At 69.0% G+C, this 24,822-nt stretch carries 20 protein-coding genes; 12 read left to right on the top strand and 8 right to left on the bottom strand.

The window, feature by feature from the left end; genetic code table 11:
* Positions 1-9 precede the first annotated feature (9 nt).
* Entirely contained in the window at positions 10-339 is a 330-nt protein-coding gene (locus ACFXI3_RS40785) for an ArsR/SmtB family transcription factor (RefSeq protein WP_378407024.1), read from the bottom strand.
* A gap of 58 nt (positions 340-397) precedes the next feature.
* Between ACFXI3_RS40785 and ACFXI3_RS40780 the strand changes: the two genes are divergently transcribed.
* The 5 genes from ACFXI3_RS40780 to ACFXI3_RS40760 all read left to right on the top strand — a co-directional run bounded on the left by ACFXI3_RS40780 (position 398) and on the right by ACFXI3_RS40760 (position 6,927).
* Entirely contained in the window at positions 398-1,582 is a 1,185-nt protein-coding gene (locus ACFXI3_RS40780) for an MFS transporter (RefSeq protein WP_378407022.1), read from the top strand.
* Between the two features lie 163 nt (positions 1,583-1,745).
* Positions 1,746-2,447 carry an IclR family transcriptional regulator gene (locus ACFXI3_RS40775; protein ID WP_344276617.1) on the top strand — a complete coding sequence of 234 codons (702 nt, stop codon included), beginning with the start codon at positions 1,746-1,748 and terminating at the stop codon, positions 2,445-2,447.
* Between the two features lie 95 nt (positions 2,448-2,542).
* Positions 2,543-4,159: a thiamine pyrophosphate-dependent enzyme gene (locus ACFXI3_RS40770; RefSeq protein WP_378407020.1), complete on the top strand. Its 1,617-nt coding sequence runs from the start codon at positions 2,543-2,545 to the stop codon at positions 4,157-4,159.
* Complete coding sequence (locus tag ACFXI3_RS40765) at positions 4,156-5,616, top strand: aldehyde dehydrogenase family protein (protein WP_378407018.1); 1,461 nt, start codon at positions 4,156-4,158, stop codon at positions 5,614-5,616. The genes ACFXI3_RS40770 and ACFXI3_RS40765 overlap by 4 nt, the downstream gene beginning before the upstream one ends.
* Before the next feature lie 54 nt (positions 5,617-5,670).
* Entirely contained in the window at positions 5,671-6,927 is a 1,257-nt protein-coding gene (locus tag ACFXI3_RS40760) for an MFS transporter (protein ID WP_378407016.1), read from the top strand.
* Position 6,928: 1 nt separating this feature from the next.
* On the opposite strand, the gene ACFXI3_RS40755 is transcribed toward ACFXI3_RS40760, so the two are convergent.
* The 4 genes from ACFXI3_RS40755 to mgtA form a co-directional block, all read right to left on the bottom strand.
* Positions 6,929-8,209, bottom strand: coding sequence for a nitrate/sulfonate/bicarbonate ABC transporter ATP-binding protein (locus ACFXI3_RS40755; protein ID WP_378407014.1), 1,281 nt, complete (start codon positions 8,207-8,209; stop codon positions 6,929-6,931).
* A gap of 12 nt (positions 8,210-8,221) precedes the next feature.
* The gene (locus ACFXI3_RS40750) at positions 8,222-9,955 is read right to left on the bottom strand and encodes an ABC transporter permease (RefSeq protein WP_378407012.1); all 1,734 of its coding nucleotides are present in this window, start codon (positions 9,953-9,955) and stop codon (positions 8,222-8,224) included.
* A 3-nt stretch (positions 9,956-9,958) separates the two neighbouring features.
* Positions 9,959-10,678, bottom strand: coding sequence for an MgtC/SapB family protein (locus ACFXI3_RS40745; protein WP_344276599.1), 720 nt, complete (start codon positions 10,676-10,678; stop codon positions 9,959-9,961).
* Between the two features lie 65 nt (positions 10,679-10,743).
* Positions 10,744-13,311, bottom strand: coding sequence for a magnesium-translocating P-type ATPase (gene mgtA / locus ACFXI3_RS40740; RefSeq protein WP_378407010.1), 2,568 nt, complete (start codon positions 13,309-13,311; stop codon positions 10,744-10,746).
* A 248-nt stretch (positions 13,312-13,559) separates the two neighbouring features.
* On the opposite strand from mgtA, the gene ACFXI3_RS40735 reads away from it, so the two are divergent.
* From ACFXI3_RS40735 to ACFXI3_RS40725, 3 genes are all read left to right on the top strand, one after another.
* On the top strand, positions 13,560-13,916 hold the full coding sequence (locus tag ACFXI3_RS40735) for an ArsR/SmtB family transcription factor (RefSeq protein WP_378407008.1): 357 nt from the start codon (positions 13,560-13,562) through the stop codon (positions 13,914-13,916).
* 25 nt (positions 13,917-13,941) lie between these two features.
* Positions 13,942-14,664 carry a DsbA family protein gene (locus ACFXI3_RS40730; protein WP_378407006.1) on the top strand — a complete coding sequence of 241 codons (723 nt, stop codon included), beginning with the start codon at positions 13,942-13,944 and terminating at the stop codon, positions 14,662-14,664.
* A gap of 188 nt (positions 14,665-14,852) precedes the next feature.
* Positions 14,853-15,668: an alpha/beta hydrolase gene (locus tag ACFXI3_RS40725; protein WP_378407004.1), complete on the top strand. Its 816-nt coding sequence runs from the start codon at positions 14,853-14,855 to the stop codon at positions 15,666-15,668.
* A 4-nt stretch (positions 15,669-15,672) separates the two neighbouring features.
* Here ACFXI3_RS40725 and ACFXI3_RS40720 read toward each other — a convergent pair whose 3' ends face one another.
* Positions 15,673-17,058, bottom strand: a complete 1,386-nt coding sequence (locus ACFXI3_RS40720; protein ID WP_378407002.1) for a multiprotein-bridging factor 1 family protein — start codon at positions 17,056-17,058, stop codon at positions 15,673-15,675.
* A 183-nt stretch (positions 17,059-17,241) separates the two neighbouring features.
* Between ACFXI3_RS40720 and ACFXI3_RS40715 the strand changes: the two genes are divergently transcribed.
* Together ACFXI3_RS40715 and ACFXI3_RS40710 are read left to right on the top strand one after the other, a co-directional pair.
* A complete protein-coding gene (locus tag ACFXI3_RS40715) occupies positions 17,242-17,604 on the top strand; it encodes a hypothetical protein (protein WP_378407000.1) in 363 nt (120 codons plus the stop codon).
* Between the two features lie 330 nt (positions 17,605-17,934).
* Positions 17,935-19,341 carry a pentapeptide repeat-containing protein gene (locus ACFXI3_RS40710; protein WP_378406998.1) on the top strand — a complete coding sequence of 469 codons (1,407 nt, stop codon included), beginning with the start codon at positions 17,935-17,937 and terminating at the stop codon, positions 19,339-19,341.
* A gap of 189 nt (positions 19,342-19,530) precedes the next feature.
* Here ACFXI3_RS40710 and ACFXI3_RS40705 read toward each other — a convergent pair whose 3' ends face one another.
* A complete protein-coding gene (locus tag ACFXI3_RS40705; RefSeq protein WP_378406996.1) occupies positions 19,531-20,388 on the bottom strand; it encodes a sigma-70 family RNA polymerase sigma factor in 858 nt (285 codons plus the stop codon).
* A 72-nt stretch (positions 20,389-20,460) separates the two neighbouring features.
* On the opposite strand from ACFXI3_RS40705, the gene ACFXI3_RS40700 reads away from it, so the two are divergent.
* The gene (locus ACFXI3_RS40700; protein ID WP_378406994.1) at positions 20,461-21,147 is read left to right on the top strand and encodes an FMN-dependent NADH-azoreductase; all 687 of its coding nucleotides are present in this window, start codon (positions 20,461-20,463) and stop codon (positions 21,145-21,147) included.
* Here the strand turns inward: ACFXI3_RS40700 and ACFXI3_RS40695 are convergent.
* A complete protein-coding gene (locus ACFXI3_RS40695; RefSeq protein WP_378406992.1) occupies positions 21,137-23,773 on the bottom strand; it encodes a glycoside hydrolase family 3 N-terminal domain-containing protein in 2,637 nt (878 codons plus the stop codon). The two genes, ACFXI3_RS40700 and ACFXI3_RS40695, sit on opposite strands and share 11 nt — an antisense overlap.
* Positions 23,774-23,983: 210 nt before the next feature.
* On the opposite strand from ACFXI3_RS40695, the gene ACFXI3_RS40690 reads away from it, so the two are divergent.
* Positions 23,984-24,727: a dienelactone hydrolase family protein gene (locus tag ACFXI3_RS40690; protein ID WP_378406990.1), complete on the top strand. Its 744-nt coding sequence runs from the start codon at positions 23,984-23,986 to the stop codon at positions 24,725-24,727.
* The last annotated feature ends 95 nt before the right edge of the window (positions 24,728-24,822 follow it).

Below are 24,822 nucleotides of genomic sequence, written 5' to 3'. Positions count from 1 at the left end.
GCCGACCCCTCACCCACTCCGCTCCGGAGCAGAAAGAACCGCCCCCAACAACCCAGGAAACCGCCCCTCCACCTCCTCCCGCCGAACATGCACAATCCGCCGCCGCCCCTCGGTGACAGTCCGAGTCAACCCAGCCTCCCGCAACACCCGATAGTGATGCGAGATCGTCGGATTGCTCAACCCCAACCCGGCTTTCTCCACCAGCGTCGCACAGTCGACCGGCCCCTCAGCCTCGTACATCGCCCGCAAAATAGTCCGCCGCCCGGGATCGGCGAGAGCGCTGAGGATCACCGTCAGATCGAACGACTCGACCACCGGCTCAGGCAACGTGCGCGACACAGCAGCGGCTCCTTCCACACTTTGACCGTTATCGAACCATAGTCTATGGTCCCTCGATGTGACGATTCGACAAGCATCGAATAACACCCGCCTGGTGATCCTGGCGATGGGCACCTTCGTCCTGGGCGTGGACGGATTCGTCCTGCCCGGCCTGCTCACGAACATCTCCCGAGACCTGTCAGTAAGCGTGGCGACGGCAGGCCAGCTCACCACGGTGTTCGCGGTCGCGTACGCAGTCGGCTCCCCGGTCATCGCGACACTCGCCGGGAGAGCCGACCGCAGGCTGGTCATCGGAGCAGGCATGGCGACCTTCCTCGTCGGCATGCTGCTGCAGGCGGCGGGCCCGACCTTCGGCACCGTCCTGGCCGGCCGAGTCGTCGCGGCACTGGGTGCCGCCGCATTCCAGGCCAACGCTTTCGCCGTAGCGGGAGTACTGGCTCCGCCGGAGCGACGGGCACGGGCATTCGCGGTGATCGGCGCGGGATCCAGCCTCGCCGCAGTTCTCGGAGTCCCGCTGGGCCTGCTGATCGGCCAGGCCTGGGGCTGGCGCGGCACGTTATGGACGATTGCCGCATTGGCCACGGCAGCGGCAGTACTGGCCGGGATCTTCGTCCCGTCGATGACCTTGCCGGCGACAACGATGCGCGAAAGGCTCGCGGTACTGGTCAATCCCCGCATCCTCACGCTTCTCGCGGTAAGCGCGCTGGTGCTGGCCCCGTCGTTCTTGCTGATCGCGTACGCGTCAGCAGTAGTAGGGATCAGTTCGCCGGGCAGCGCGAACGCGATCCTGGTGGCATTGCTGGTCAACGGAGCGGGATTCTTCCTCGGCAACCGGCTCGTCGGATGGGTCACGGATCGGTTCGCCTCGTTGCGAGTGATCGCGGCGGGGCTCGGGGTCGTGGTGGTGGCCGCAGCATCGCTGGGAGTCGTGCAACGGTGGTTCGTCCCGACGCTCGTCGTGCTGTTCCTGCTCGGCGTCTTGGGATCGATGCTGTTCATTCCCCAGCAAAACCGCGTATTCGCGGCAGGCGGCGACGTTGCGGCTGTCGCACTGAGCCTCAACGGTTCCATGAATTACGTCGGAACCGCGATCGGCGCCGGAGCCGGCGGGCTCGTGCTGGCGAACGCCGGACCGGAATGGCTCGGCCCCGCGGCGGCGCTCCTGGCAGCCCTCGTGCTGGCGGTCGCGCTGAGCACCGCCCCGGAGCGCCAAGACGCGAAACTGGCCCGCGCGACCCCCTGAACGTCCAGTGTGGACAGACGGGAGAACCGCGGGTTGCCGTGTCCGCGGGACTGGCGGATGATGGGCGGCCAGTCCCCGTCCCGTTCCACCGCAGCCCCGGAGGCACGCGATCGCCGGCAACGCCGCCGAACCCGGGCGCACGGTCCTCAGCCGCGCGTTCGCGGTGCTGGATTCCTTCCTGTCCGGCCGACCCGAGCAGACTCACGGCGAGATCACCCGGGCGACCGGGCTCGCGCCTGCCACGGTGCATCGCCTCCTGGCCGAATTGACCGGCTGGGGCGCGTTGGAGCGCACCGGGCGCGGCCGGTACCGGATCGGGCTTCGGCTGTGGCAGCTCGGGGCGCAGGCTCCCGGCGGGCGCGAGCTGCGAGACGTCGCGCTGCCGTTCCTTCAGGATCTGCTGCAGGTGACGCACGAGGTCGTGCATCTGGTCGTCCTCGACGGGGACCGCGCGCTGTATCTGGAAAAGCTCGAGGCGCATCCGGACGTCGTGGTGACCTCGCGGGTCGGATTGCGGCTGCCGTTGCACGCGGCGGGGCCGGGCAAGGTGCTGCTCGCGCACGCGCCGCCGGAATGTCTCGAGAGCATTCTGACCACCGGGCTGGAGCGGCGGGCCAGCGGGACGATCACGGATCCGGCTCGGCTGCGCCAGGTGCTCGCGGAGGTGCGGCTGCAGGGGTTCTGCATTTCCCGCAACGAAATGACCGAGGGCGCGTCGTCGGTCGCGGCTCCGGTGCGCGGGCCGGGCGATCAGGTCGTGGCGGCGATTTCCGTGGTGGTGCCGAGTTGCACGCCGAATCTGTCACCGCTCGTGCCGGTGGTCCGGATGGCGGCGCTGGGGGTCACGCGGGCATTGCAAGGCTGAGGAACTTTTCCGCTGAGTGGAAGAGGGGCTGGGCGGCCCGGAACCTAGCCGGGACACTCCGGACCCACCCGCTCGTACTGCCGGAGGAGAAGTCCGTGAGCCCTGCCCCGACCGTCCGCGACGCCGCGTTCGACGTGCTGCGCCGGTTCGGCGCGACGACCTTGTTCGCCAATCCCGGGTCGACCGAGATCGCGCTGCTCACCGACCTGCCCGACGACCTCGAGTTCGTGCTGGCGCTGCACGAGGGTTCGGTGGTCGGCATGGCGACCGGCTGGGCGCTCGCGAACGACCGGCCCGCGGTCGCGATCCTGCACACCACCGCCGGGCTCGGCAACGCGGTCGGCGCGCTCGCGACCGCCCGGGTCAACCGCGCGCCGCTGGTCGTGCTCGTCGGGCAGCAGGACCGCAGGCACCTCGCGCTGGAGCCGTTCCTCACCGGCCACCGGCTCGACGACCTGGCCCGCCCCGCGCCGGTGTGGATCGCGGAACCGCCGCGCGCGCAGGACGTTCCGGGCGCGCTGGCCCGCGCCTGGCACGAGGCTCGCGAACACCGCGGCCCGGCGCTGGTGATCGTGCCGATGGACGACTGGGCGGAGCCGGCGGGCGTTGACGAGCCGCTGCCCGCGCCCGCCAAGCTGGTCCGCGCGAACGCCGCCGAGCCCGCGGTGCTGGCCGAGCTGGCGGAATTCCTCAGTACCGCAAGCAATCCGGTGCTCGTGGCGGGCGCCGGGGCGGACGACGCCGAATCGTGGCGCGGGCTGACCGCGCTCGCCGAGAGGCTCGCCTGCCCGGTCTGGCAGGAGGCGTTCGGCGCCCGCGCCGGATTCCCGCAGGATCACCCGCAGTTCGCCGGACATCTGCCGCCGGGCCGGGAAGAACTGCGGAAAGCGTTGTCCGGGCACGACGCGGTGCTCTCGGTCGGCGCACCGGTTTTCCGGCAGTACCCCCGGGAACCGGGACAGCTGACGGAGCCGGACACTCGCATCGCGGTGGTCACCGACGATCCGAACGAAGCGCACCGCAGTCCGGTCGATCTCGCTGTGCTGGCGCGGCCGTCGGCGGTGTGCGGGCCGTTGGCGGAGCTCATTCCGGCGCGGGAAGCGGGCCCGGAAAAGATCGGGCGGACGGTCGACCTGCCTGGCGCGCCGGAGGACGGCGCGCCGCTGCGGCCGGAGAGCGTGTTCGGGCTGCTGGCTCGCCAGTTGCCGAAGGACACGGTGCTGGTCGAGGAATCGCCGTCGAGTCGGCCGTTGCTGCACGCGTATGTCCCGGCGCGCGAGCCGCTCGGGTTCCTCAGCGCGGCCATGGGCGGTCTGGGCTTCGGCATTCCGGCGGCGATCGGGCTGCGGATGGGCGGTCTGAAACGTCCGGTGGTGGCGGTGATCGGGGACGGCTCGTCGCTGTACTCGATCCAGGCGCTGTGGAGCGCCGCGCATTACGGTGCCGGCGTTCTCGTGATCGTGCTGTCCAACGGCGGTTACGCGATCATGGACAAGCTCGCGGTGCGGTACGGCGAACGGACGGCCGGCGGCGGCAAAGCGCCGTGGCCCGGGTTCGACGAGGTCAGCGTGAGCGGGCTCGCGAAGTCGCTCGGCTGCCCGGCGCGGCGCGCGGAAACCTACGAGGAACTGGAGTCAGTGTTGAACGAGGTGCTGCCGACCCTGGCCGCGCGCACGGAGCCGCTGGTGCTGGAAGTGGCGGTGACGGCATGACGTTGCTCGGAACCGGATGGCAGGGCCGGATCTTCTCCGGCGGCTGGATCCCCGGCGCAGGCGGCGAATACGACGCGGTCGAGCCCGCCACCGGGAACACGCTGGCCCGGGTCGGCGCGGCGGCTCCGGAGGACGTCGCCAAGGCTGCCGCCGCGGCGCGGGAAGCACAGCGGGAGTGGGCCGCCCAGCCCTACGACCAGCGGGCGCGGGTGTTGCGTCGGGCGGCGCGGCTTTTCGAGGACCACGGCGACGAGATCGACGAGTGGCTCATCCGGGAATCCGGTGCCACGCGCGGGTTCGCGCAGTTCCAGACCCGCGCGGTCGCGGCGGAGGAATGCCACGAAGCCGCCGCGCTGGCCGCCCATCCGTACGGGGAACTCTTGCGTTCCAGCCAGCCTCGGCTGTCGATGGCGCGCCGCGTTCCGGCCGGAGTGGTCGGCGTGATCTCGCCGTTCAACGCGCCGATCATCCTGTCCATCCGCGCGATCGCGCCCGCGCTGGCGCTCGGCAACGCGGTGCTGGCGAAGCCGGACCCGCGCACCGCGGTGTGCGGCGGCGTCGTGCTCGCTCGGATCTTCGAGGAAGCCGGGCTGCCCGAAGGTCTGTTCCACCTCCTGCCCGGCGGCGCGGACGTCGGGGCGGCGCTGGTCGAGGACCCGCTGGTGCGCGTGATCGCGTTCACCGGTTCCACGAACGCGGGCCGCAAAATCGCCGCCGCGGCGGGGGAGCGGCTCAAGCGCGTGCACCTCGAACTCGGCGGCAACTCGGCGCTGGTCGTGCTCGCGGACGCGGACGTCGAGCAGGCCGCGTCGGTCGGCGCGTTCGGTTCGTTCAACCACTCCGGGCAGATCTGCATGGCGACCGGACGGCACCTGGTCGCCGCGGAAATCGCCGACGACTACGCGGCCGCGCTCGCTGAGCACGCGGCCAAGCTGACCGTCGGAAACCCGGCGAACGGCGACGTCGCGCTCGGCCCGCTGATCGACGCCGGACAGCGTGACCGCGTGCACTCGGTGGTCACCGGCAGCGCGGAGGCCGGGGCGAAGATCGCCACCGGCGGCACCTACGAGGACCTCTTCTACCGCCCGACCGTCCTCACCGACGTCCCGCTCGCCGCGCCCGCCTATGCCCAGGAGGTGTTCGGCCCGGTCGCGCCGGTCGTCCCGTTCTCCACAGTGGACGAAGCAGTCCGCCTGGCCGGCGGTACCGAGTACGGGCTGTCGCTGGGCATCCTGACCCGGGACGCCGCGCGGGGGCTGGCGCTGGCCGAGCGGATCCCGTCCGGTCTGGTGCACATCAACGACCAGACGGTCAACGACGAGGCCCTCGCGCCGTTCGGCGGGGTGGGGGATTCGGGAACCGGCTCCCGGCACGGCGGCGCGCAGGCCAACCTGGAGGCGTTCACCGAAACCCAGTGGGTCACCGTGCGCGGCGACCTTCCGCAGTACCCGTTCTGAACCCGTTCAACCGAAGCATCCGCCCAGGTCCCCTCCGACGACGCAGGTGATGACATGACGGTCTCGACTGATCCCCGGGCGCGCCGCGCCCGCTGGGTGGCCCCGCTCTGCTGGACGGCGGTGGCGCTCGAAGGGTTCGACCTGGTGGTGCTGGGCGTCGTGCTGCCCGCGCTGCTCAAGGACAAAGCGTGGGGGCTCGACCCCAACACGGCGTCGCTGATCTCGGCGGTCGGGCTGCTCGGCGTGGCGGTCGGCGCGTTCGCCATCGGCCCGCTGAGCGACCTGTTCGGCCGCCGCGGGATGATGCTGCTGACCGTGATCAGCTTCTCGGTCTGCACGCTGCTGTGCGCGTTCGCGAACGGGCCGTGGCTGTTCGGCGTGCTGCGATTCCTGGCCGGGCTCGGGCTCGGCGGCGTGCTGCCGACGGCGCTGGCGCTGATCACCGAGTACGCGCGGATCGGCCGCGGCGGCAGCGCGACCACCGTGCTGATGACCGGCTACCACGTCGGCGCGGTGCTCACCGCGCTGCTGGGAATCCTGGTGCTGCAACGGTTCGGCTGGCAGTGGATGTTCGTCATCGGAGCCGCGCCCGCGCTGATCCTGGTGCCGCTCATGGTGAAGTTCCTGCCCGAGTCGAAGGCGCTGGAGCGAGCGAAGGAAGCCCGGCGCAACCGCAATCCGCTCGGCGTCCTGTTCCGGCACGGCTACGGGCGCGCGACGATCGCGTTCTGGGTGACGTCGTTCATGGGGCTGCTGCTGGTGTACGGCCTGAACACCTGGCTGCCGCAGATCATGCGCGCGGCCGGCTACGAACTCGGCGCGGCGCTGGCGCTGCTGCTGGTGCTGAACGTCGGCGCGGTCATCGGCCTGCTGGTCGGCGGCCGGGTGGCGGACAAGATCGGCTACCGCCGTTCCGCGATCGTCTGGTTCGCCGCGGCCGCGGTGTTCCTGGCGCTGCTGAGCATCAAACTGCCTGGGGCGAGCGTGTACGTCGGGGTGCTGCTGGCGGGGATCTTCACCTTCAGCTCGCAGGTGCTGGTCTACGTGTACATCGCCCGCGTGTACCCCGCCGAAGCCCGCGGCACCGGCCTCGGCGCGGCGAGCGGGATCGGCCGGTTCGGCGCGATGTCCGGGCCGCTGGTGACGGGGCTGCTGCTGTCGGCGGGGCTGGCGTATCCGTGGGGCTTCTACCTGTTCGCGGTGGTGGCGGTGATCGGGGCGCTCGCGATCGCGCTGGTGAACCGGGATCCGGCGCCGGACGCCCCGGCGGACAGCCCGGCGCCGCGGGTGGAGACGGCTCCGGAGGGCTGAGTTATTCGGCGGTTGTCCGGGTGAGGCGGTCGCTGTCGGTGTCGTAGTCGAACAGTTCCGCGTAGCGGCCCCAGTCGATCGCGGTGTCGAGTTGCTGCCGGGCGTCGGTGGCGGAGAAGCCGCGGCGGAGGAGATCGAGGAAGAACTCCGCGCGCAGCGTGCCGTCCGAACTCGCGGTGAGCGCGTTGACGATCGTGCGCACCAGCGGTGCCCGGTCGCGGACCTGAACGGCGAAGATTTTCTTGCTGGTCTGGATGTCCGCGGTGGTGAAGGCGGTGCCGACCGGCGTCAGGTGCAGGTCGCCGCCCGCGACGAAGAGGAGGTCGAGCAGGGCGGCGGCGTCGACGAGCGGCAGCAGGTCGTCGACCTCGAAGCTCAGCTCGGCGGCGAGATCCGGCAGATCGGCGTGTCCGCCGCGGGCGTGCACGAGTTCGACCAGACCGGCGAGCCCGCCGACCGACGCCTGCGGCAGGGGCCGTGCGGTGGGCGTGGCCTGCGCGGGTTCGACGGCTGCCGGGTCGCGGCCGGTGAGCAGGTCGTAGAGCCGGTCGACCAGCGCGGCGAACGCGGGGGATTTGCGGTCGCGCGGCCGGGCGAGGTCGATTTCCACTTCCGCGCGCAGGTTTCCGGGGTTGGAACCGAGGACCAGCACGCGGTCGGCGAGCAGGACCGCCTCCTCGATGTTGTGCGTGACGATGCAGACCGCCTTGGTCGGGAAATCCTCGCGCTGCCACAGGCTCATCAGCTCGGTGCGCAGGTTCTCCGCGGTCAGCACGTCGAGCGCGGAGAACGGTTCGTCCATCAGCAGCACGTCCGGTTCGAGCACGAGCGCGCGGGCGAACCCGACGCGCTGGCGCATTCCGCCGGAAAGCTCCTTGGGATAAGCGGATTCGAAACCGTCGAGCCCGATCAGGTCGATCGCTTGCAGCGCGCGGTCCCGGCGGGCTCTCGGCGGGATCCCGCGCGCCGCGAGGCCGAGTTCGACGTTGTCCTGCACGGTCAGCCACGGCATCAGCGCGAAGGTCTGGAACACCATCGCGGTGCCCGGATTGGCCCCGTCGAGTTCGTCGCCGCGATAGCGCACGGTGCCCCGCGTCGGGCCGATCAGCCCGGCGATCGTGCGCAGCAGCGTCGATTTCCCGGAGCCGGACCGGCCGAGCAGCGCGACGATCTCGCCCGCGCGCAGGTCGAGGGTGATGTCGTCGAGGACGCGCAGTTCGTCGCCCGCCGAACCGGGGAAGCTCTTGCTGACCTGCTCGACGGACACGAGGACTTCGGACATGAGGGGTTCCTTTCAGGACAGGGAGAACCGGCGTTCGGCGAGGCGGTAGAGGCGCCGCCAGAAGAGCCGGTTGAGGCCGACGACGTACAGGCTCATCACGGCGACGCCGAGCAGGATCCGCCCGGAATCGCCGGAGCCGGTCGCGTCGGCGATGTACGCGCCGAGACCGGTCGCGGTCAGCGTGACCCCGTTGTAGGAGACGATTTCCGCGACGATGGAGGCGTTCCACGCGCCGCCCGCCGCGGTGATCCCGCCGGTGACGTAGCTGGGGAAAATCGCGGGCAACACGAGCCGCCGCCACCACAATGCCCGCGGCAGCCGCAGGTTCGCGGCGGCCTCGCGCAGGTCGTGCGGGATGGCCGAGGCACCCGCGATGACGTTGAACAGGATGTACCACTGCGCGCCGAGGCTCATGAGCAGGATGCCGCCCCAGTCCAGGGAAATCCCGGTCGCCACGAGCACGGCGGTGATCAGAGGGAACAGGAAGTTCGCCGGGAACGACGCGAGCACTTGCACCACCGGCTGGGCGAGCCGCGAGACGCGCGGGTTCATTCCGATCCACACGCCGATCGGCACCCACACGAGTGTCCCGGCGACCACCAGCGTCACCACTCGCGCGAAGGTGATCAGGCCGAGCAGGAGCACGTGGCCGATTTCGCCGTACCCAGTGGTCTCGCCGATGAACAGCACCGCGCGCACGGTTCCGTAGAGGATCAGCCCGAAGACCACGACGCTGAACACGATGTCCGCGGCGCGCCGGCGGGCGGGGGAGAACCGCAGCGGATACTCGGCGAGCCCGAAGACCGCCAGCGCGCGGTCGAGCGGGAACACCAGCTTGCCGAACACCCGGCCGAGCAGCGTCGGGATCCGCGAGCGGCGCAGCAGGTCGAGCACCAGGCTGCGGGGTGCTTCGGCGGCTTCGGAGTTCTCGATGCGGAACCGCTCCGACCACGCGGTGAGCGGTCGCCAGAACAGCACGTTCACGCCGACGACCAGGACCACCATCACCCCGACTGCCAGCAGCACCTTGCCGAGGTCGCCGTCTGCGGAGGCGGTCGCGACGTACGCGCCGATGCCGGGCAGCGCGAACTTCTGGTTGTTCACGCTGAGCGCTTCGGAGGCGGTGAGGAAGAACCAGCCGCCGCCGAAGCTCATCATCCCGTTCCAGACCAGCGGGATCATCCCGCTCGGCACGTCGACGCGCCAGAATCGCTGCCAGCGCGAGAGGCGCAGCAGCCGGGACGCCTCGTCGAGGTCGCGCGGCTGCGACACCAGCGAGTGGTGGAACGCGAACGTCATGTTCCACGCCTGCGCGGTGAAAATCGCGAAGATCGACGCGCATTCCAGGCCGAGCTGCGAGCCAGGGAACAACGCGATGAACCCGGTGATGGTCACCGACAGGAACCCGAGCACCGGCACGGACTGCAGGATGTCGAGCGCGGGCAGCAGGATCTTTTCGGTGCGCCGCAGCCGGGCGGCAGCGGTCGCGTAGACGAAGGTGAACCCGACCGACAACACGAGAGCGACGAACATCCGCAGCAGCGAACGTCCGGCGTAGTAAGGGAGTTCGGCCGGGTCAGTAGACACTGTGGACGGTGCGGTCGCCGGAGTCCACGCCGTGGCGGCGCCGTGCGCGAGCCGCACGATCAGCCACAGCGCGGCGGCGGCGCCGAGGAACACCGCCACGTCGGCGATCGTGCGGCGGGGCCGGACGAGCGCGCCACGGGTGGGGAAGGTACGCAGCATGGTCTAGTTCTCGCTGTCTTCCTCGGTGTAGGAGAGCTCGGCTTGCCAGCGCACACTGGTCACCGACGGCTCCATGGACAGCCGGCTGACCGCCGACTCCATCTGCTTGTCGTCGCGCTGATCGGCGGACAGTTCGGCGCGCACCTGCACTTGCCCGGCGGTGTCGGTATTGGTGCTGGTGACCGATTGCAGCGCGAAATCCGTGCGCGCCAACGCCTGCACGAGCAACGCGCGCACGTGCGCTTCGGCATCGTCCTTGGTCACCGCCAGGAAGGTGTACGACGTCGGGGTTTCGCGGCCAGTGGCCGGACGGCGGTCGACCACCCGGCCGAGCGGGCGCAGCGCGATGTTCACCGCCATGACCACGGCAGTGCCCGCGCCCGCCGCCGTGTACAGCCCGGCCCCGGCCAGCGCACCCACCGCGGCGGAACACCAGAGCGTCGCCGCCGTGTTGAGCCCGCGCACGGTCAACCCTTCGCGCAGAATCACGCCCGCGCCGAGAAAACCGATTCCGGAAACGATTTGCGCGGCGACCCGGGTGGGATCGGCGCTCGCTCCGCTGAAGCCGTGCGCGGACAGCAGCACGAACAGCGTCGACCCGGCCGCGACCAGGGCGTTCGTCCGCAGCCCTGCCATCCGGGCGCGGTATTGGCGTTCAAATCCGATTACTGTGCCGAGGCCTACGCCGGCCCCGAGGCGCAGCAGCATTTCCGCAGTCGTCATCTGCGCTCCCACTGGTTGTTGCGAAAAGTTCAGAAAAGGGTTGGAAAAGCCTCAAGAAAGGACGGTTACCACCACGTACGTTGGCGTGCGTAGCCGCGTTTCGCTACTTGAGCCGCCACCGCGTACCCGGCCAGGACGAGCACGAGCCACAGCAGGTAGCTGGCGGGCAGCGCCTGCATCCGCAACGGACCGGCGAGCGGCGACAGCGGCACCAGCAGGCCGACGAGCGCGGCAGCCGCCGTGGCCAGCACGACCGGACGGCTGGCGCGCAGGGGAGTGCCGCGGCCGCGCAGGACCAGCACGACCAGGAGCTGCGAGAGCAGACCCTCGACGAACCAGCCGGTCTGGAACAGCAACGGATCCGCTCCCGCGCCGAAGACGTGCCACAGCACCGCGAACGTCGCGAGGTCGAACAGCGACGACAGCGGGCCGAAGATCAGCATGAATCCGGTCAGTCCGCGGGCGTCCCAGCGGCGCGGCTTGCTGAGGTACTCGTCGTCCACCCGGTCCCAGGCCAGCGCGAGCTGAGCCAGGTCGTAGAGCAGGTTCGACACCACGAGCTGGATCGGCAGGATGGGCAGGAACGGCAGGAACGCGCTGGCCGCGAGCACCGACAGCACGTTGCCGAAGTTCGACGCGGCGGTGATGTTGACGTACTTCAGCGTGTTGCCGAGCGTCCTCCGTCCTTCGGCCACACCGCGGGCGAGCACGCCGAGGTCCCGTTCCAGCAGCACGAGGTCGGCGGCGTCCTTGGCCGCGTCGGTGGCGGTGTCCGGCGCGATCCCGACGTCGGCGGTGCGCAGCGCGGTGACGTCGTTGACGCCGTCGCCGACGAAGCCGACCGCGCGGCCGTTCTCCCGCAACGCGGTGACCACGCGGGCTTTGTGCGCTGGCGTGAGCTTCGCGAAGACGGTGGTGTCCTTGACGATCTCGCGCAACTCAGCGTCGTCCGCCGCTTCGACCTGGCGGCCGAGCACGACTTCGCCGACCGGGATGCCCGCCGAATCCGCGACGCGCGCGGCGACATGCCGGTTGTCCCCGGTCAGCACTTTCAGCGCGACGCCTTGCTCGCCAAGGGTTTTCACCGCGTTCACGACGCCGTCGCGGACCGGGTCGACGAATCCCACGAAACCGACGAGGATCATTTCGTTCTCGTCAGTTTCGTCAAACCCGTCGAGCCGGGCGTTGACTTCCCTTGCCGCGACCGCGAGCACCCGCATGCCGTGTTCTGCGTACGCGCGCACCAGTTCGTCCGCGCCGATCCGGGCGGCGTCGTCGAATTCGGTGACGACCCCGTCGCGGCGCGCGTAGCCGCAGCGCGGCAGGATCTCGTCCGGGTCGCCCTTGCTGATTAGCAGGTGCTCGCTGCCGCGCCGGACCACGACGCTGGCCCGGCGGCGCGCGTGGTCGAAGCCGATCTCGGCGACGCCGGTGAACAGCGCGTCGGCGACCAGGTCGTCCTCGCCGTCGAACAGGGTCTCGATCGCCTCGTCCAGCCGGTCGTGCCGGTCGGTCTGGAACCGCACCGCCAGCCCGGCGTACTCGGCTGCCTCGCCGTCCGGGCTGCCGGAGTAGTCGACGCTGTGCGCGTAGGCGATCCGGTCCTCGGTGAGCGTGCCGGTCTTGTCGACGCACAGCACGTCCATCGCGGCGAGATCCTGAATAGCGTTGAGCCGCTTGACAATCACTTGTCGGCGGGACAGTGCCGCCGCGCCCCGGGCGAGGTTTGTCGTGACGATGACCGGCAGCATCTCCGGGGTGAGACCGACCGCGACGGCGACCGCGAACATCCCGGCCTGCGCCCAGTCGCCGGTGACCGTGCCGTTGACGACGAGCACGATCGGCACCATCACGAGCATGAACCGCACGAGCGTCCAGCCGACGCGGCGTACTCCGGCGTCGAAGCTGGATTCCGCGCGCGGCTCGGCAGATTGCTGGGCCAGCGCGCCGAAGTAGGTGTCGCTGCCTGTCGCCGCTACGACCGCGGTGGCCGTTCCGCCGACCACCGATGTGCCCGCGAACCCAAGCGCGGGCGTCTCCACGAGTTCGTGCTCCTCGTGCGTGCCCGGCTGGGGTGCCCGCTTCGCGACCGGCAATGCCTCGCCGGACAGCGCCGACTGGTCGACGACGAAGTCTTTAGCAGCAACAATGCGCACGTCGGCCGGGATCACGTCACCAGGCCCGAGCAACACGACGTCGCCCGGCACGAGGTCGGACGTGGGCACTTCGCGCTCGCTGCCGGGAAATTCCGCCGCCGCGCGCCGACGCACGGTGACAGTGGTGGTGATCTGGTCGCGCACGGCACTGATCGCGCGCTCGGACCGCGCGTGCTGCCAGTAGCGGAGACCAATGCTGAGCACGACCATCACGCCGACGGTCACCGCACCGCGGAGGTCGCCGACACCGGCGAACACCACCCCGAGCGCGGTCAGCAACGCGACGAACGGGCTGCGCGCGGCGGCCCAGACGCGGACGGGCGCCCGGATCGTGCCGTCGATGCGATTGTCGCCGAAACGACGCAACCGCTCGGCGGCTTCGTTCTCGGTGAGGCCTTTCGGCGAGCTGTCGAGATTCCGGAAAAGAGTGAGCACCGGCGCGTCGCCGTGGGCGCGCAGGGCGGGAAAGCGGGTCATGGTCGTCCCCTCGAGGTCAGCTGGGCGTCAGCGGACCGCGCGGGTTCTTCCGGACCTAGCTGGCTGCCGGGGTCCCCGCACGGTCGTGCCGACTACTTCCTTCGCCGGTCACCCGGCTCACCTCCTCCGCAAGACTCATCGACCGGCGTTTCGCGCCGGCCGGGACCAGTAGAGCGCAGATCACGAAAACAGTCAAACACTTGTGCAACTGATGGGGGCTAAGTCACGCTGAGGGCCCACCCGAGAGGATGTTCGTCGTGTCCACCCCATCCCAGCCCCCGCTGGAACCGCTCCCCGCCGACCTGCTGCAGGACGCGGCCGCGACGTTCGGCCTGCTGTCCGCGACCGTGCGGCTGCACCTGCTCTGGCTGTTGTCGCACGGGGAACGCGACGTCGGCACGCTCGCCGAGGAGACCGGCCAGACCGTGCCGACCGCGAGCCATCACCTGGGCAAACTGAAGCTCGCCGGCCTGGTGCGCGCCCGCCGAGAGGGGAAACGGCAGGTGTACGTGCTCGACGACCCGCACGTGCGGCACATCGTCCAGTTGGCGGTGCAGCACCACCAGGAGCTGTCGGGCGACGTTCGGCGGAGCAAAGGCGCTTGACCTCTGCCCGACGTAGAGTCGGGTCATGGCCGAGCTGAACTTCTACTTCGATCCGGTGTGCCCGTTCGCGTGGATGACCAGCAAGTGGGTCCGCCAGGTCGCCAGCCAGCGCTCGTACTCGGTGGACTGGCGGTTCATCTCGCTGCGGATGCTGAACGCGCACCTGGACTACGCGACGCACTTCCCGCCGGAGTACGACGCTTCCCACACGGCCGGTTTGCGCCTTTTGCGCGTGGCGGCCGCGGTGCGCGCCGAGTGCGGTCGTGCGGCGGTCGGTCCGCTGTACGAGGCGCTGGGAGAGCAGAACTTCGAGAGTGGTCTGGTCGAGGACACCGCTGAGGCACGGGCTGCGCACGGGACCCGCTCGGCCGCGGCGGCGGCGCTTTCGCGCGCTGGACTCCCAGCGGAGCTCGCGGAGGCGGTCGACGACGCTCAGTGGGACGCGGAAATCCAGCGGGAGACGGATGAAGCGCTTTCGCTGACCGGCAAGGACGTCGGGACGCCGATCCTGCACTTCCGGCCGCCGGAGGGAGTCGCGTTCTTCGGCCCGGTGATCAGCCGGCTGCCTTCGGACGAGGAGGCGGTGGAGCTGTGGGACCACGTGGTGGGATTGGCCGCGTTCCCGGGATTCGCCGAGCTGAAGCGGAGCTCGCGGGAGATGCCGCAACTGCCGTCGTTCGGAGTGGCGGCGGGGGAGACGGGGAAGGAACAGGATTGGCATGGCGGGAGCCGGCGCCTGAAGAAGTAGGCGGCCTCGATCCCCGGCCGGGACCCGAAGCGGGCGCGATCCGGCGGGCTCTGGCGTGCTGACCTCGGTCAGGTGGTCGTCGCATCCGGTTGCGGCGACTGTCGACTTCGTTACACCGTCGGAGAATTTCATCCCCCGAACGCGCGAACCTGACACACTGGGAGTTGACGACAACTCCGGGAGTGTCCATGTCGCGCGACAGCTATCGGACAGTTCGTACACCGGACGGCCTCGACCTGGCCAGCACCCTCACCGAGCCGGACGGCCCGGCTCGCCGCGCGGTGCTGCTCGTGCAGGGGGCGACCGTCACCCGCGAGGAAGGCGGCTTCTTCACCCGCCTCGCCGCGGGGCTGGCCGAGGTCGGCATAGCGTCGCTGAGAATCGACCTCCCCGGCCACGGCGAGAGCGAAGGCCGCCAAGAGGATCTGTCGCTTTTCGCTCTGCTCAACGTGATTCGCGGCAGCATCGAGCATCTGTCGAACGCCGTCCCGGGTGTGCGGACGTCGCTCGCGGCGGCTAGTTTCTCCGGCGGCGTCGCGGCGTGCTACGCGGCCGAGCGGCCGGACGACGTCGAGCGGCTCGTGCTGTTCAACCCCCTCCTCGATTACCGCGGCCGGTTCATCGACGAGAAGCCCGCGTGGTCGGCGGACGGCTACCTCGACGACAAGGGCGCCGCCGACCTCAAGGAGCAGAACTACCTCGGGCACGGGCCCGGCTTTCGGCTCGGGCGGGCCTTGCTCAACGAGGCGTTCTGGTTCGAGGCACGGCAAAACCTGCCCCGCATCACCGCGCCGACGCTCATCGTGCACGGCACCGAGGACACCTTCGTCCCCGTCGAGTCGTCGCGCGCCGCCGATCGGGAGCTGACCTGCGAACACCGGCTGGTGCAGCTCGAGGGCGCACAGCACGGCTTCGCGGTGCACGACGATCCGCAGTACGCCGATCCGCGAACGCAAGCCTGGCAACGGCAAGTGATCCGCGAAGTGCGGGAATGGCTTCGCTGAGCGGTCAGCTGCTGAGCGCCTCGCGCAATTCCCTTACGTCGGGACGGTTATGCCACGGCTTGAGCACTCCGACGACCCGCCGGAGTTCTTCTCTGGTGCGGCGGGAGTTCGTTTCCGCCGCGCGATGAGCGGAGACCAGGCCGGTTTTGGCGGCTTGGTCCGGTTCGCCGGAAAGGGCGAGCGAGTTCGCCATGAGAGACAGGAAGAATCCGTAGTCGCGACGGGAGAATTGGGTTTCCTTCAACGTTTTCTCGTACAGCTCGACCGACCGCCGCGGCTCGCCCGCTTCGGTGTAGCAGATGGCGGTTTGCATATTCAGAAGAGTCGCGTTGAAGTGCGCGCCCAGCGGTGATTCGGCCGGCCCGGCGTCGGCGAGCAGTTTCCAGGCGACGTCGAGTTTCCGGTTTACCTGATCGGCCGACGCGCCGAGCATCGCCTCCGCGCGGGCTTCCTGCTGGGCGGCCTCGGCCTGGAGCCGCTGGGGGAGCGACCAGGGGCCTTTGCGCACCGCGCGGGTGAGGATGAGCATCCGCCGCGGGTCGCGTTCGTCGTAGGCTACCTGGGCTTTTTTGAGCAGGATGTACCCCTGCATCGTGCTGTCGCCCGCCGCCTGCGCCCATTCCATCGCGCGGTCGTGCCAGTACAGCGAATCTTCCATCTGCCGCCGGTCCCGGTAGAGCCATCCGGCGAACTCCGCGCCCTCCGAACCGATTTGCAGAAGGTCCCGCTGATCGTCGGCGGTCGCTTCGCGCGCGATGCGGTCGATGATGTCCAGCACGCCGAGCGTCATCGGCAGCGTTTTGGCCGGACCGCGTTCGCCGTCCTCGTATTTGTACTGGTCGAGCTGTCTGCGGAAATAGTGCGTGACGGTTTTGTCCATGTACCGCCGGGGATTCTCCAGCGCTCGCGCGACGTGCTCGGCGCTGCCTATTCCCAGCGCGGGCAAAGCCGCGACCGGCAGGCCGTTCTTGAGCAGTGAGCGGCGACTGAGCGGGCTCATGACGTCCCATTCTGTGGTCGGAACCGCTGGCGGGGCCGCGTCGCCGGGAGCGGGCACGAGCCGGCCGAGGACGCTGGCCGCGACCGTGCCCCGGTCCAGCGGCAGCGCGACCGGCCGCCCGTCCACGACGACGGGGAGCAGGACGTTCGACGCGCCCGGCGGCCCCCGGAGGTCCGCGGAGGTGCCTTCCCGGAGCAGCTCCTCCAGCCGGTCGGGGCTGATGCGCAGAAGCCGGGCGAGCCGGTCGCGCCGGTGCGGACGAGGCTCGGACCGGCCGGATTCCCAGGCCCGGATGCTCTTCTCGTCCGCGGGGAGCAGCGCGGCGAGCTTTTCTTGCGTCAGGTTCGCCGCTTTGCGCGCCCGGACAAGCCCTTCACGCCGTTCGCCCATGGGCGACACTCCTTCGCCACGAACCGGGGTCGTCAGGTTACCGCAGGTCACCGCCTGCGAGGCAAGGCAAGTCGCTCGGTTGCCGCCCGCTTTTCGCCCGGTTTGCTGGCTGGTCCAGGCCACTGGACCGCTCCATGGTGGTGGGGCACGCGAAGACACTTCCGAAGCCGAGAGGTGCATCGCATGAAGGCAGCAGAGACGCTCGGCGAGGCGACCCGCACCGGCCATCCGGCAGTGGTCATCGTGTGTTGTGTGCTCCTGCTGCTGGTACTGCTCTCGATGTGGCTGTGGCGGGCCCGCCGGCCGATCCCGCCCCCGCGCGGACGGCTGACAGTCCGCGATCTCAAGGCCCGGCTGGACTACGAGGTCCAGGCGGAGATCGAGGAAGCCCGCCTCGCCGAATTCCGCCGGACGGCCGAGGCGACGGCCGCCGAACGCGCCGAGGAGGACACCGAGGTCATCCCGAAAGTCGAGGACACGATCGTCTTCCCGGAGGTCGAGAAACCGCGAAAAGGGGAGAAACCCGATAAGGCTCGGTGCGGTTAGGAGCGTCCCGCCCATCGCTCACCGCACCGTTATGCCTGCCCCAGTCTGGCGCGGCACGCCACCTCCCCTGGGCTGGGGCAGGCCTCATCTGCCGGTGCAGCTGTATGCGCCGGTCAGGGATGGCGCGGTGCTCTTAAGCTTGCCGGACCTGGTTCCATCGGCTCATTGCTTGCGCAGTCGGATGCCGCGCGTTGCTCAGGGGCGCGCCAACTCGCATTTTCACCTCGTCGGGTCATCCGGCAGTGCACGCGGGCGTCGCCCCGCTATCTCGCGAAAGCTGGTCGCCTTGACCTTGGCTGGTGGGATGGGGCTTGAGAGAAGATAGCTCGCATGGGTGACGACGCGTCCAGACGTAAGCACCGAAGGCCACTCGACCCTCCTTGCGCCGCGACCGCCGGAGCCGGCCGTCTGCGGGAGTTGACTCCGAAGGCGATGTGGACGACGGCGGTTGTGATCGCGGTGCTTACGACAGCGGCGGTGATCGTGCTCTGGTGGCCGGCGACGTCCGGGCTGAACGGAGCGGCGTTGGTCACCGCGCGGTTCGACGCGCTGAAGATCGGGCTGAGCATCGGGGTGGGCAGTGGCGGAGTCGTCGCGTTGTATCTGACGTGGAGGCGGCAGCACGCTGCGGAAGCCGACCTCGACAACCGCGAACGCGCGCTTGCGCACCAGCAAGTGGTGGCGGCCGATACCAAGCACCATCAAGAACGCGTGGCGGAAGACGCCCGGTTGGACGCCGCCGCGAGGCGAATAACCGAGCTGTACACCAAGGCTGTAGAGCAACTCGGTTCTGACAAAGCTCCGGTGCGGCTAGGCGGCCTCTATGCCCTCGAGCGCCTTGCGCAAGACAATGAATCCCAGCGTCAAACGATTGTAAATGTTCTGTGTGCCTACCTTCGGATGCCGGAAGGTTCCGCGGTTCCTGATTCAAACGATGCTGCTGATCACATGTTGCCCAGTCTTGAGTACGCCCAGGAGCGGGAGGTGCGGACAGCTGCGCAGAGAATTATCGTGAGCCATCTGAACGCCGGCGACGAGGACACTTACTGGGGACCGCGCGACCTGGATCTCTCCGGTGCGCATCTACGAGACTTCGACTTGTCTTCGACCTTGGTCAAGTCAGTTGACTTTACCGGGGCAAATTTTTCCGGCGCAGCTCGTTTCTCGGACTCAAAAGTAGTTGGTTATGGCGATTTTACTAACGTCACATTTTCCAGTCGGGCACTCTTTGATGGGGTTGAGTTCGCTGGTGGCGCGGTCTTTGTCAACTCGACGTTTCGAGGCGACGTCCGGTTCGCGGGCGCTAATTTTACCGACTTCGTGTTGGCGCAGGGAACATTATTCGAAGGGAAGGCCGACTTCAAGTTCGCCAGGTTTAGGTCGGGGGTACGATTTGAGAAGTCGAAGTTTCACATGAGTGCGCAATTCACTGGGGCCACCTTCGGTGTAATCGAAGTCGAAGAAACTGTCTTTGAGGCGTCGGCCAGCTTTATGCACTCGACTGTATCCAGGCGTTCTGCGTGGAGCGAAACGCAGTTTGTCGGCGACGTCACATTTGAGGGCTCCTCTTTTGACGAGGGTTCCAGGTTTATTGATATGACATTCGGAGCGGAAGCAGACTTTTCTGGAGTTTGTTTCAACTATGATCCGGATTTCATAAACGTTGCCTTTGTGATGGAACCTCGGTTTGCCGGCACCAGGGCGGAGGGGGTTGAATTTAAACTGGGAACTCTCTGACTCGGGTGGCCGTGCTTGCCGGGAATCCTGTGGTCTCCACGTGACGGAAGGAAAGTTGGTCGAGTTTATCCCGATTCTTGTGTTGATCTTACTTGCGGTCGGCTCGGCGCGTTTCTTTGCGGTGCTTTTGGGTGGATTCAGGGTGGGGTTGGTCGCTGCCGACTCGCCCGGAGTTGACTGTATAACGACCTATACGGCCTCGCGAGAAAGCGCGGCAATCTCCATCCCCGCCAACCGCTCGGCACTCACCACCACTTCATACGCCTGGAGCAACCCGCCCCGAACCTCGATCTTCAGCACCCCCACCAACCTCCCAGCCGGAGCGAGTACCAAGCCGACATCCCCGTCGATCAGCGCCACCTCCGCCAACCGCGCATTCCCCGCGAACAGCTTCGTCCCCTGCGCGACCTCATCCGCCCCGCGTAACACCGCAGCAGCACCCGGTGGCAGCATCGCCGGATCGGTAACCCGGACGACATCCGGGGCCAGCACGGTCAGCAGCGTCGCCATATCCCCGCCCCGGGCCGCCGACAGGAACGCCGTCACCACTTCGCGGTGCTCGGCCAGCTCCGCGGCTGGCACTGCCGGGACCCCGCGCACTCGCAGTCGCGCGCGGCTGGCGAGTTTCTTCGCGGTCGCGGGCGTCCGGTCGAGGATCGGCCCGACCGCGTCGAACGGCACCGCGAACAGATCGTGCAGCACGAACGCGACCCGTTCGGGCGGGGCGAGCCGGTCCAGGACCACGAGAAGCGCGCGTCCGACCTCCCCGGCCAGCAGAATCTCGTCCTCGGGAACAGCGCCGCCGACGGCATCAGGCACCGAAGAAACCGGCGTTTCCCGGCGGGCGCGCAGCGCGTCCAGGCACAGCCGCGACACCACAGTGGTCAGCCAGCCGCCGAGGTTGTCGACGCCGGACGTGCGGTCAAGGCGCAGCCACGACTCCTGCACGACGTCCTCGGCCTCGGCCGCGTTGCCCAGCATGCGGTAGGCCAGCGCGTGCAGTCGCGGGCGCTCGTCTTCGAAGCGCCGCGCCAGTGCGTCGTCCATCGGTCACCTTTTCCCGTCTCGATCCGTCATGGGAGTGCCGGCCCGAGGACCAAGGACGAGGAGAGGAACCGGATGACCGTCATGCTAGCGCCCCTGCTGCACGTGGATTCGAGCGCCGACCGAGAGGCGTCGGTGAGCAGGCAGTTGGGCACGCTGTTCGCCGGCGAGTGGCGAAGAGGCGGCGGAATCGTGCGTCACCGCGACGTTTCCGCTGAGCCGGTGCCGCCGTTGAGGGAGGCGTACGCCCGGCTCGGCCGCCGGGTGGAACGCAAGGGAGTGCTGTCCCTGGAAGACATCGCGGCACTGATCGCGGACGACGACGAACAGCGCGAATGGGATCTGACGCTCCCGTTGGTCAACGAGGTGCGCGAAGCCCGCGCCGTGCTGCTCGGGGCGCCGATGTACAACTTCGGCGTGCCCGCGACGCTCAAGGCGTGGATCGACCGGATCAGCTTCCCGGGCGTGTTCGTCGACCCGGAGACCGGCCGGAAACTGCTGGCGGACAAGGACTTCGTGGTCGTCAACGCACGCGGCGGCGGATACGGCCCGGGCGCGCCGCGCGAGAAGTTCGAGTTCCAGGAGTCGTATCTGCGCGCTTACCTCGGCGACAAAGGCGTCGAGCGGCTGACATTCGTGACCCAGGAGTTCACCCGCGTCGGCGACGTGCCGGCGCTGGACGGGCTCGAAGACCTGGCCGCCGCTTCGCGCGCGGCGGCCAGGTCTCAGGCCAGAGAAACCGCTCAGCGGCTCATCCGGTGAGGTCGGAGCACTTCCGCGCGTCCGGATCCTTCGCCCCGCCGGGCGACCACCGCACGTTCGCGAACGAGGCGGAGAACGCGCCGTCGGTGTAGACGAGGAACGGCGTGTCGACGCTCTCGAAGTCCAGCCCGCTCGCGAAGCAGGACAACGGGATCTTCACCGTCGACTTCTGCCCGGCGGGCAGATCGCCGAACAGTTTCGTGGCATTGACCTCGGACGAGCACGGGTAGACGCAGTGCAGGCTGACGACTGTCCGGTTCACCGGCGGCGAATGCACGATCACGTCGAACTCGAGCGCGCCGTCGGCATTCAGGTAGCCGCGCAAATCATCGGTGCCGCCGGGATGCTGCGAGTACAGCTGCGCCGCGCCGGTGCCGGTCCACGTCGCTTTCAGGCCGTCGCCCTGGACGTTGACGTCGGCCGGCACCACGGTGATCTCCGGGTGCGACGCAGTGCCGTCGGGACCGATCTCGGTGCCGCCCCAGTTCGACGCCGAGCCGATGAAGCTCTTGTACGGCGCGACATCCGTGCGGTCGTAGATCGGCAGGTCCTCGGTGGCGGTGCCGCCGCCCCCGGTCGACCCGCAACGGGCCGGGCCTTCGGTCTCGTCGAGCTTGCCGACGGTGGTCCGCTGGTTCGACGTGAGGCCGTAGCCGAGCGCGAACAGCGGGTCGTAGCCGGGACTCCACGGGTTGAGCGGCGTCTGGCACGCGCTCTTCGGCCACGAGTAGGACAGCTTGCCGTGGTATCCGCCGCGATCCTTGCCACGCACCAGCATGTCCGCGACCCCGCCGCCCTCGGTGCCGGGCAACCACGCGGCGACGAACGCGTCGGAACGGTTGAGCTCCTTGTTGACGTACAGCGGACGCCCGCTGACATACACCGTCACCACCGGCGTGCCCTTGCCGCTGACTTTGTCCAGCACCGCAAGGTCTTCCGGATACAGCTTCGCCGCTTCAAGGCTCTTTCGCTGCAGATCGCCGACGCCTTCCGCGTACGGGGTCTCGCCGACGACAGCGATGACGGCGTCGTAACCCTTCGGATCGACGGTGCCGGTGGGATCGAAAGTGACGTTCGCGAGATCCTCCTTGAGCCCAGCGAGGATCGAAGTGGCGCCAGGGAAGTCCGCGTTGGTGTTCCCGGTGCCCTGCCAGGTCAGCGTCCAGCCGCCGGTCTGGTTCTGAATGCTGTCCGCGCTCTTGCCGACCACGAGCACCTTCGCGTTGCGCGCCAAGGGAAGCACGTTGCCGTTGTTCTTCAACAGCGTCTGCGACTTGCGCACCGCTTCGCGCGCGAGCGCCTTGTCCGTGAGCGCGTCCGACGAACCGGCGTACCAGCGCTGCGACGGCTTGCGCTCCTCGAACAGCCCGGCGCGCAGCTTCACCCGCAGGATCCGGGTGACCGCGTCGTCGATGCGAGACATCGGGATCTCGCCGCCGCGCACCTGCGCCACCGTGTTGGCGATGAAGGCTTTCCAGTCGTTCGGGACCATCACGACGTCGAGGCCCGCGTTGATCGCGCGCGGGCAGCTGGCATTGGTGCAGCCGTCCACCTGGCCGATGCCGTTCCAGTCCGACACGACCAGGCCGTCGAAGCCCATTTTGCCCTTGAGGATCTGGTTGAGGACCTTGTCGCTGCCGTGGATCTTGCCCTCGTTGATGCCGAGGGCGGGGTTGGTCCAGCTGTTGAACGACGCCATGACCGTCTGCGCGCCCGCGGCGAGCGCGCCGTAGTAGCCCTGGCCGTGCAGGTTGATCATGTCCGCCTCGGAAGAAGCGTTCACGCCCTGGTCCTGGCCGTTGGTGGTGCCGCCGTCGCCGATGAAGTGCTTGGCGGTGCCGATCACGCCGTTCGGCCCGATCCGCAGCCGCGCCCCGGCCTGCAGGCCGTTCATGGCCTCGTATCCGTAGGCGCGCGTGATGCGCGGATCCTCGGAGAAGCCCTCGTAAGTACGGCCCCAGCGGTCGTCCTGCACCACGGCGAGCGTCGGCGCGAACGCCCAGTCCTGGCCGGTCGAGCGGATCTGCCGCGCGGTGGAGTTCTCGACGTCGCGCACCAGGCACGGGTCGTGCGCCGCGCCGAGCGCGATGTTCTGCGGGAAAACGGTGGAGCCGTACACATTGTTATTTCCGTGCACGGCATCTATGCCCCAAATTACCGGAATCTTTGTCCTCGTGGCCTTCGCCGCGTCCCAATAGGAATCCGCGAGCTTGAGCCAGTCCTGCTGGCTGGCGTGCTTGTTCCCGCCGGGCCACGAGCCGCCGCCGTTGAGCACGGACCCGATGGAGTACTGGGTCACCTCGGCCGGCGTGATCGCGCCGATCTCGGGCTGGGTCATCTGCCCGACTTTTTCCTCCAGCGACATGCCGGAGAGCATCTGCTTGATCCGCCATTCGTCGACCGGGTTCCGCGGCATCGCGCTGCGCACCTTCGGCCAGTCCGCCAGTTCGGGCAGCGAGTTTTCGATGCGGGCACAGCCATTCCGGTCGAGCGCGGGCGGGCCGATGTCCGGCTGGCGCGGGGGAGCGGCGTGCGCGGCCTGGGCGGGGACGAGCCCGCCGAGGAGGACGAGCGCGGCGAGGGCGACCCGGTTCCGGGCGCGCGGGGAGCGTGGAGGTCTGGCCATCGACAGTCCGTTCTGCGGAGGGCGGCCCGGAGCGGGCCCGGTGATCCTGACCGGGCAAACCGGACTCCGTCAATCCGCCGACCGCAGTGGTTCAGTCCATTGACCGGACAGGAAACGGGACATTCGCGGGGCGCGGCGGCCCGGCGCCGGACGGGGATAGATTGATCGGGAAGGCACTGAAGGCACTGAATACAAGGGAGGACAAAGCGGATGCGCAAGGAAAAGCCAGACGTTCCGGCCGCCGACGGGACCGCGGACGCGTACCTGGCCGTGCCGGACGGCGGGCCGCATCCCGGGGTGCTGCTCTTCCCGGACGCGTTCGGGCTGCGGCCGCGGATCGAGGAGATGGCCGACCGCATCGCCGAGGCGGGCTACGCCGTGCTGGCGCCGAACCTGCTCTACCGCGGCGGCCGGACGCCGCTGGTGGACTTCTCCGCGCTGGAAGACCCGGAGCGGCGCGGCGAGGTCTTCGGCAAGCTGATGCCGCTGATCGAGGCCCTCGACACCGACGCGATCACCCGCGACGCGGAGAAGTACCTCGACTGGTTCGCTGCGCAGGACGGCGTCGCCGAGGGGCCGGTCGTGATCACCGGCTACTGCATGGGCGGAACGAACGCGCTGCGCGTGATCGAGGCGTTCCCGGACCGGGTCAAGGCGATCGCGTCGTTCCACGGCGGGCGTCTCGCGACCGACCAGCCGGACAGCCCGCACCTGCGGGTCGGGTCGATCACCGGCGAGGTGTACTTCGGGCACGCCGACCAGGACCCGTCGGCCACCGCCGAGCAGATCAAGACGCTGGAGCACGCCCTCGACGAGGCAGGCGTGACTTACCGGTCGGAGGTCTACGAGGGCGCGACGCACGGGTTCACGATGTCGGACACGGCGGCGTACCACGCCGAGGGCGAGAAGCGGCACTGGGAGAACCTGTTCGCGCTCCTGGAGCGGGTGCGCTGACCTGCCGGTGACCAACACCGCGCGACAGCCGGCTTGCTGTCCGTGAAGGGCTCCTTGAGGGAATCAGATTCCCTCAAGGAGCCCTTCACGGCTCG

Origin of the sequence: Amycolatopsis sp. NPDC059235 (assembly GCF_042754125.1) — a bacterium.
Classification (GTDB): Bacteria; Actinomycetota; Actinomycetes; order Mycobacteriales; family Pseudonocardiaceae; genus Amycolatopsis; species Amycolatopsis albidoflava.
This window is presented reverse-complemented; position numbering and strand designations above follow the sequence as displayed.

What these genes read in the sequence shown, in the direction of transcription:
- ACFXI3_RS40710 (WP_378406998.1), top strand. Translation starts at nt 17,935, where the DNA reads ATGGGTGACGACGCGTCCAGACGTAAGCACCGAAGGCCACTCGACCCT.
- ACFXI3_RS40735 (WP_378407008.1), top strand. Translation starts at nt 13,560, where the DNA reads ATGTTCGTCGTGTCCACCCCATCCCAGCCCCCGCTGGAACCGCTCCCC.
- ACFXI3_RS40755 (WP_378407014.1), bottom strand. Translation starts at nt 8,209, where the DNA reads ATGTCCGAAGTCCTCGTGTCCGTCGAGCAGGTCAGCAAGAGCTTCCCC.
- ACFXI3_RS40760 (WP_378407016.1), top strand. Translation starts at nt 5,671, where the DNA reads ATGACGGTCTCGACTGATCCCCGGGCGCGCCGCGCCCGCTGGGTGGCC.
- ACFXI3_RS40700 (WP_378406994.1), top strand. Translation starts at nt 20,461, where the DNA reads ATGACCGTCATGCTAGCGCCCCTGCTGCACGTGGATTCGAGCGCCGAC.
- ACFXI3_RS40695 (WP_378406992.1), bottom strand. Translation starts at nt 23,773, where the DNA reads ATGGCCAGACCTCCACGCTCCCCGCGCGCCCGGAACCGGGTCGCCCTC.
- ACFXI3_RS40725 (WP_378407004.1), top strand. Translation starts at nt 14,853, where the DNA reads ATGTCGCGCGACAGCTATCGGACAGTTCGTACACCGGACGGCCTCGAC.
- ACFXI3_RS40715 (WP_378407000.1), top strand. Translation starts at nt 17,242, where the DNA reads ATGAAGGCAGCAGAGACGCTCGGCGAGGCGACCCGCACCGGCCATCCG.
- ACFXI3_RS40730 (WP_378407006.1), top strand. Translation starts at nt 13,942, where the DNA reads ATGGCCGAGCTGAACTTCTACTTCGATCCGGTGTGCCCGTTCGCGTGG.
- mgtA (WP_378407010.1), bottom strand. Translation starts at nt 13,311, where the DNA reads ATGACCCGCTTTCCCGCCCTGCGCGCCCACGGCGACGCGCCGGTGCTC.
- ACFXI3_RS40765 (WP_378407018.1), top strand. Translation starts at nt 4,156, where the DNA reads ATGACGTTGCTCGGAACCGGATGGCAGGGCCGGATCTTCTCCGGCGGC.
- ACFXI3_RS40690 (WP_378406990.1), top strand. Translation starts at nt 23,984, where the DNA reads ATGCGCAAGGAAAAGCCAGACGTTCCGGCCGCCGACGGGACCGCGGAC.
- ACFXI3_RS40745 (WP_344276599.1), bottom strand. Translation starts at nt 10,678, where the DNA reads ATGACGACTGCGGAAATGCTGCTGCGCCTCGGGGCCGGCGTAGGCCTC.
- ACFXI3_RS40750 (WP_378407012.1), bottom strand. Translation starts at nt 9,955, where the DNA reads ATGCTGCGTACCTTCCCCACCCGTGGCGCGCTCGTCCGGCCCCGCCGC.
- ACFXI3_RS40705 (WP_378406996.1), bottom strand. Translation starts at nt 20,388, where the DNA reads ATGGACGACGCACTGGCGCGGCGCTTCGAAGACGAGCGCCCGCGACTG.
- ACFXI3_RS40720 (WP_378407002.1), bottom strand. Translation starts at nt 17,058, where the DNA reads ATGGGCGAACGGCGTGAAGGGCTTGTCCGGGCGCGCAAAGCGGCGAAC.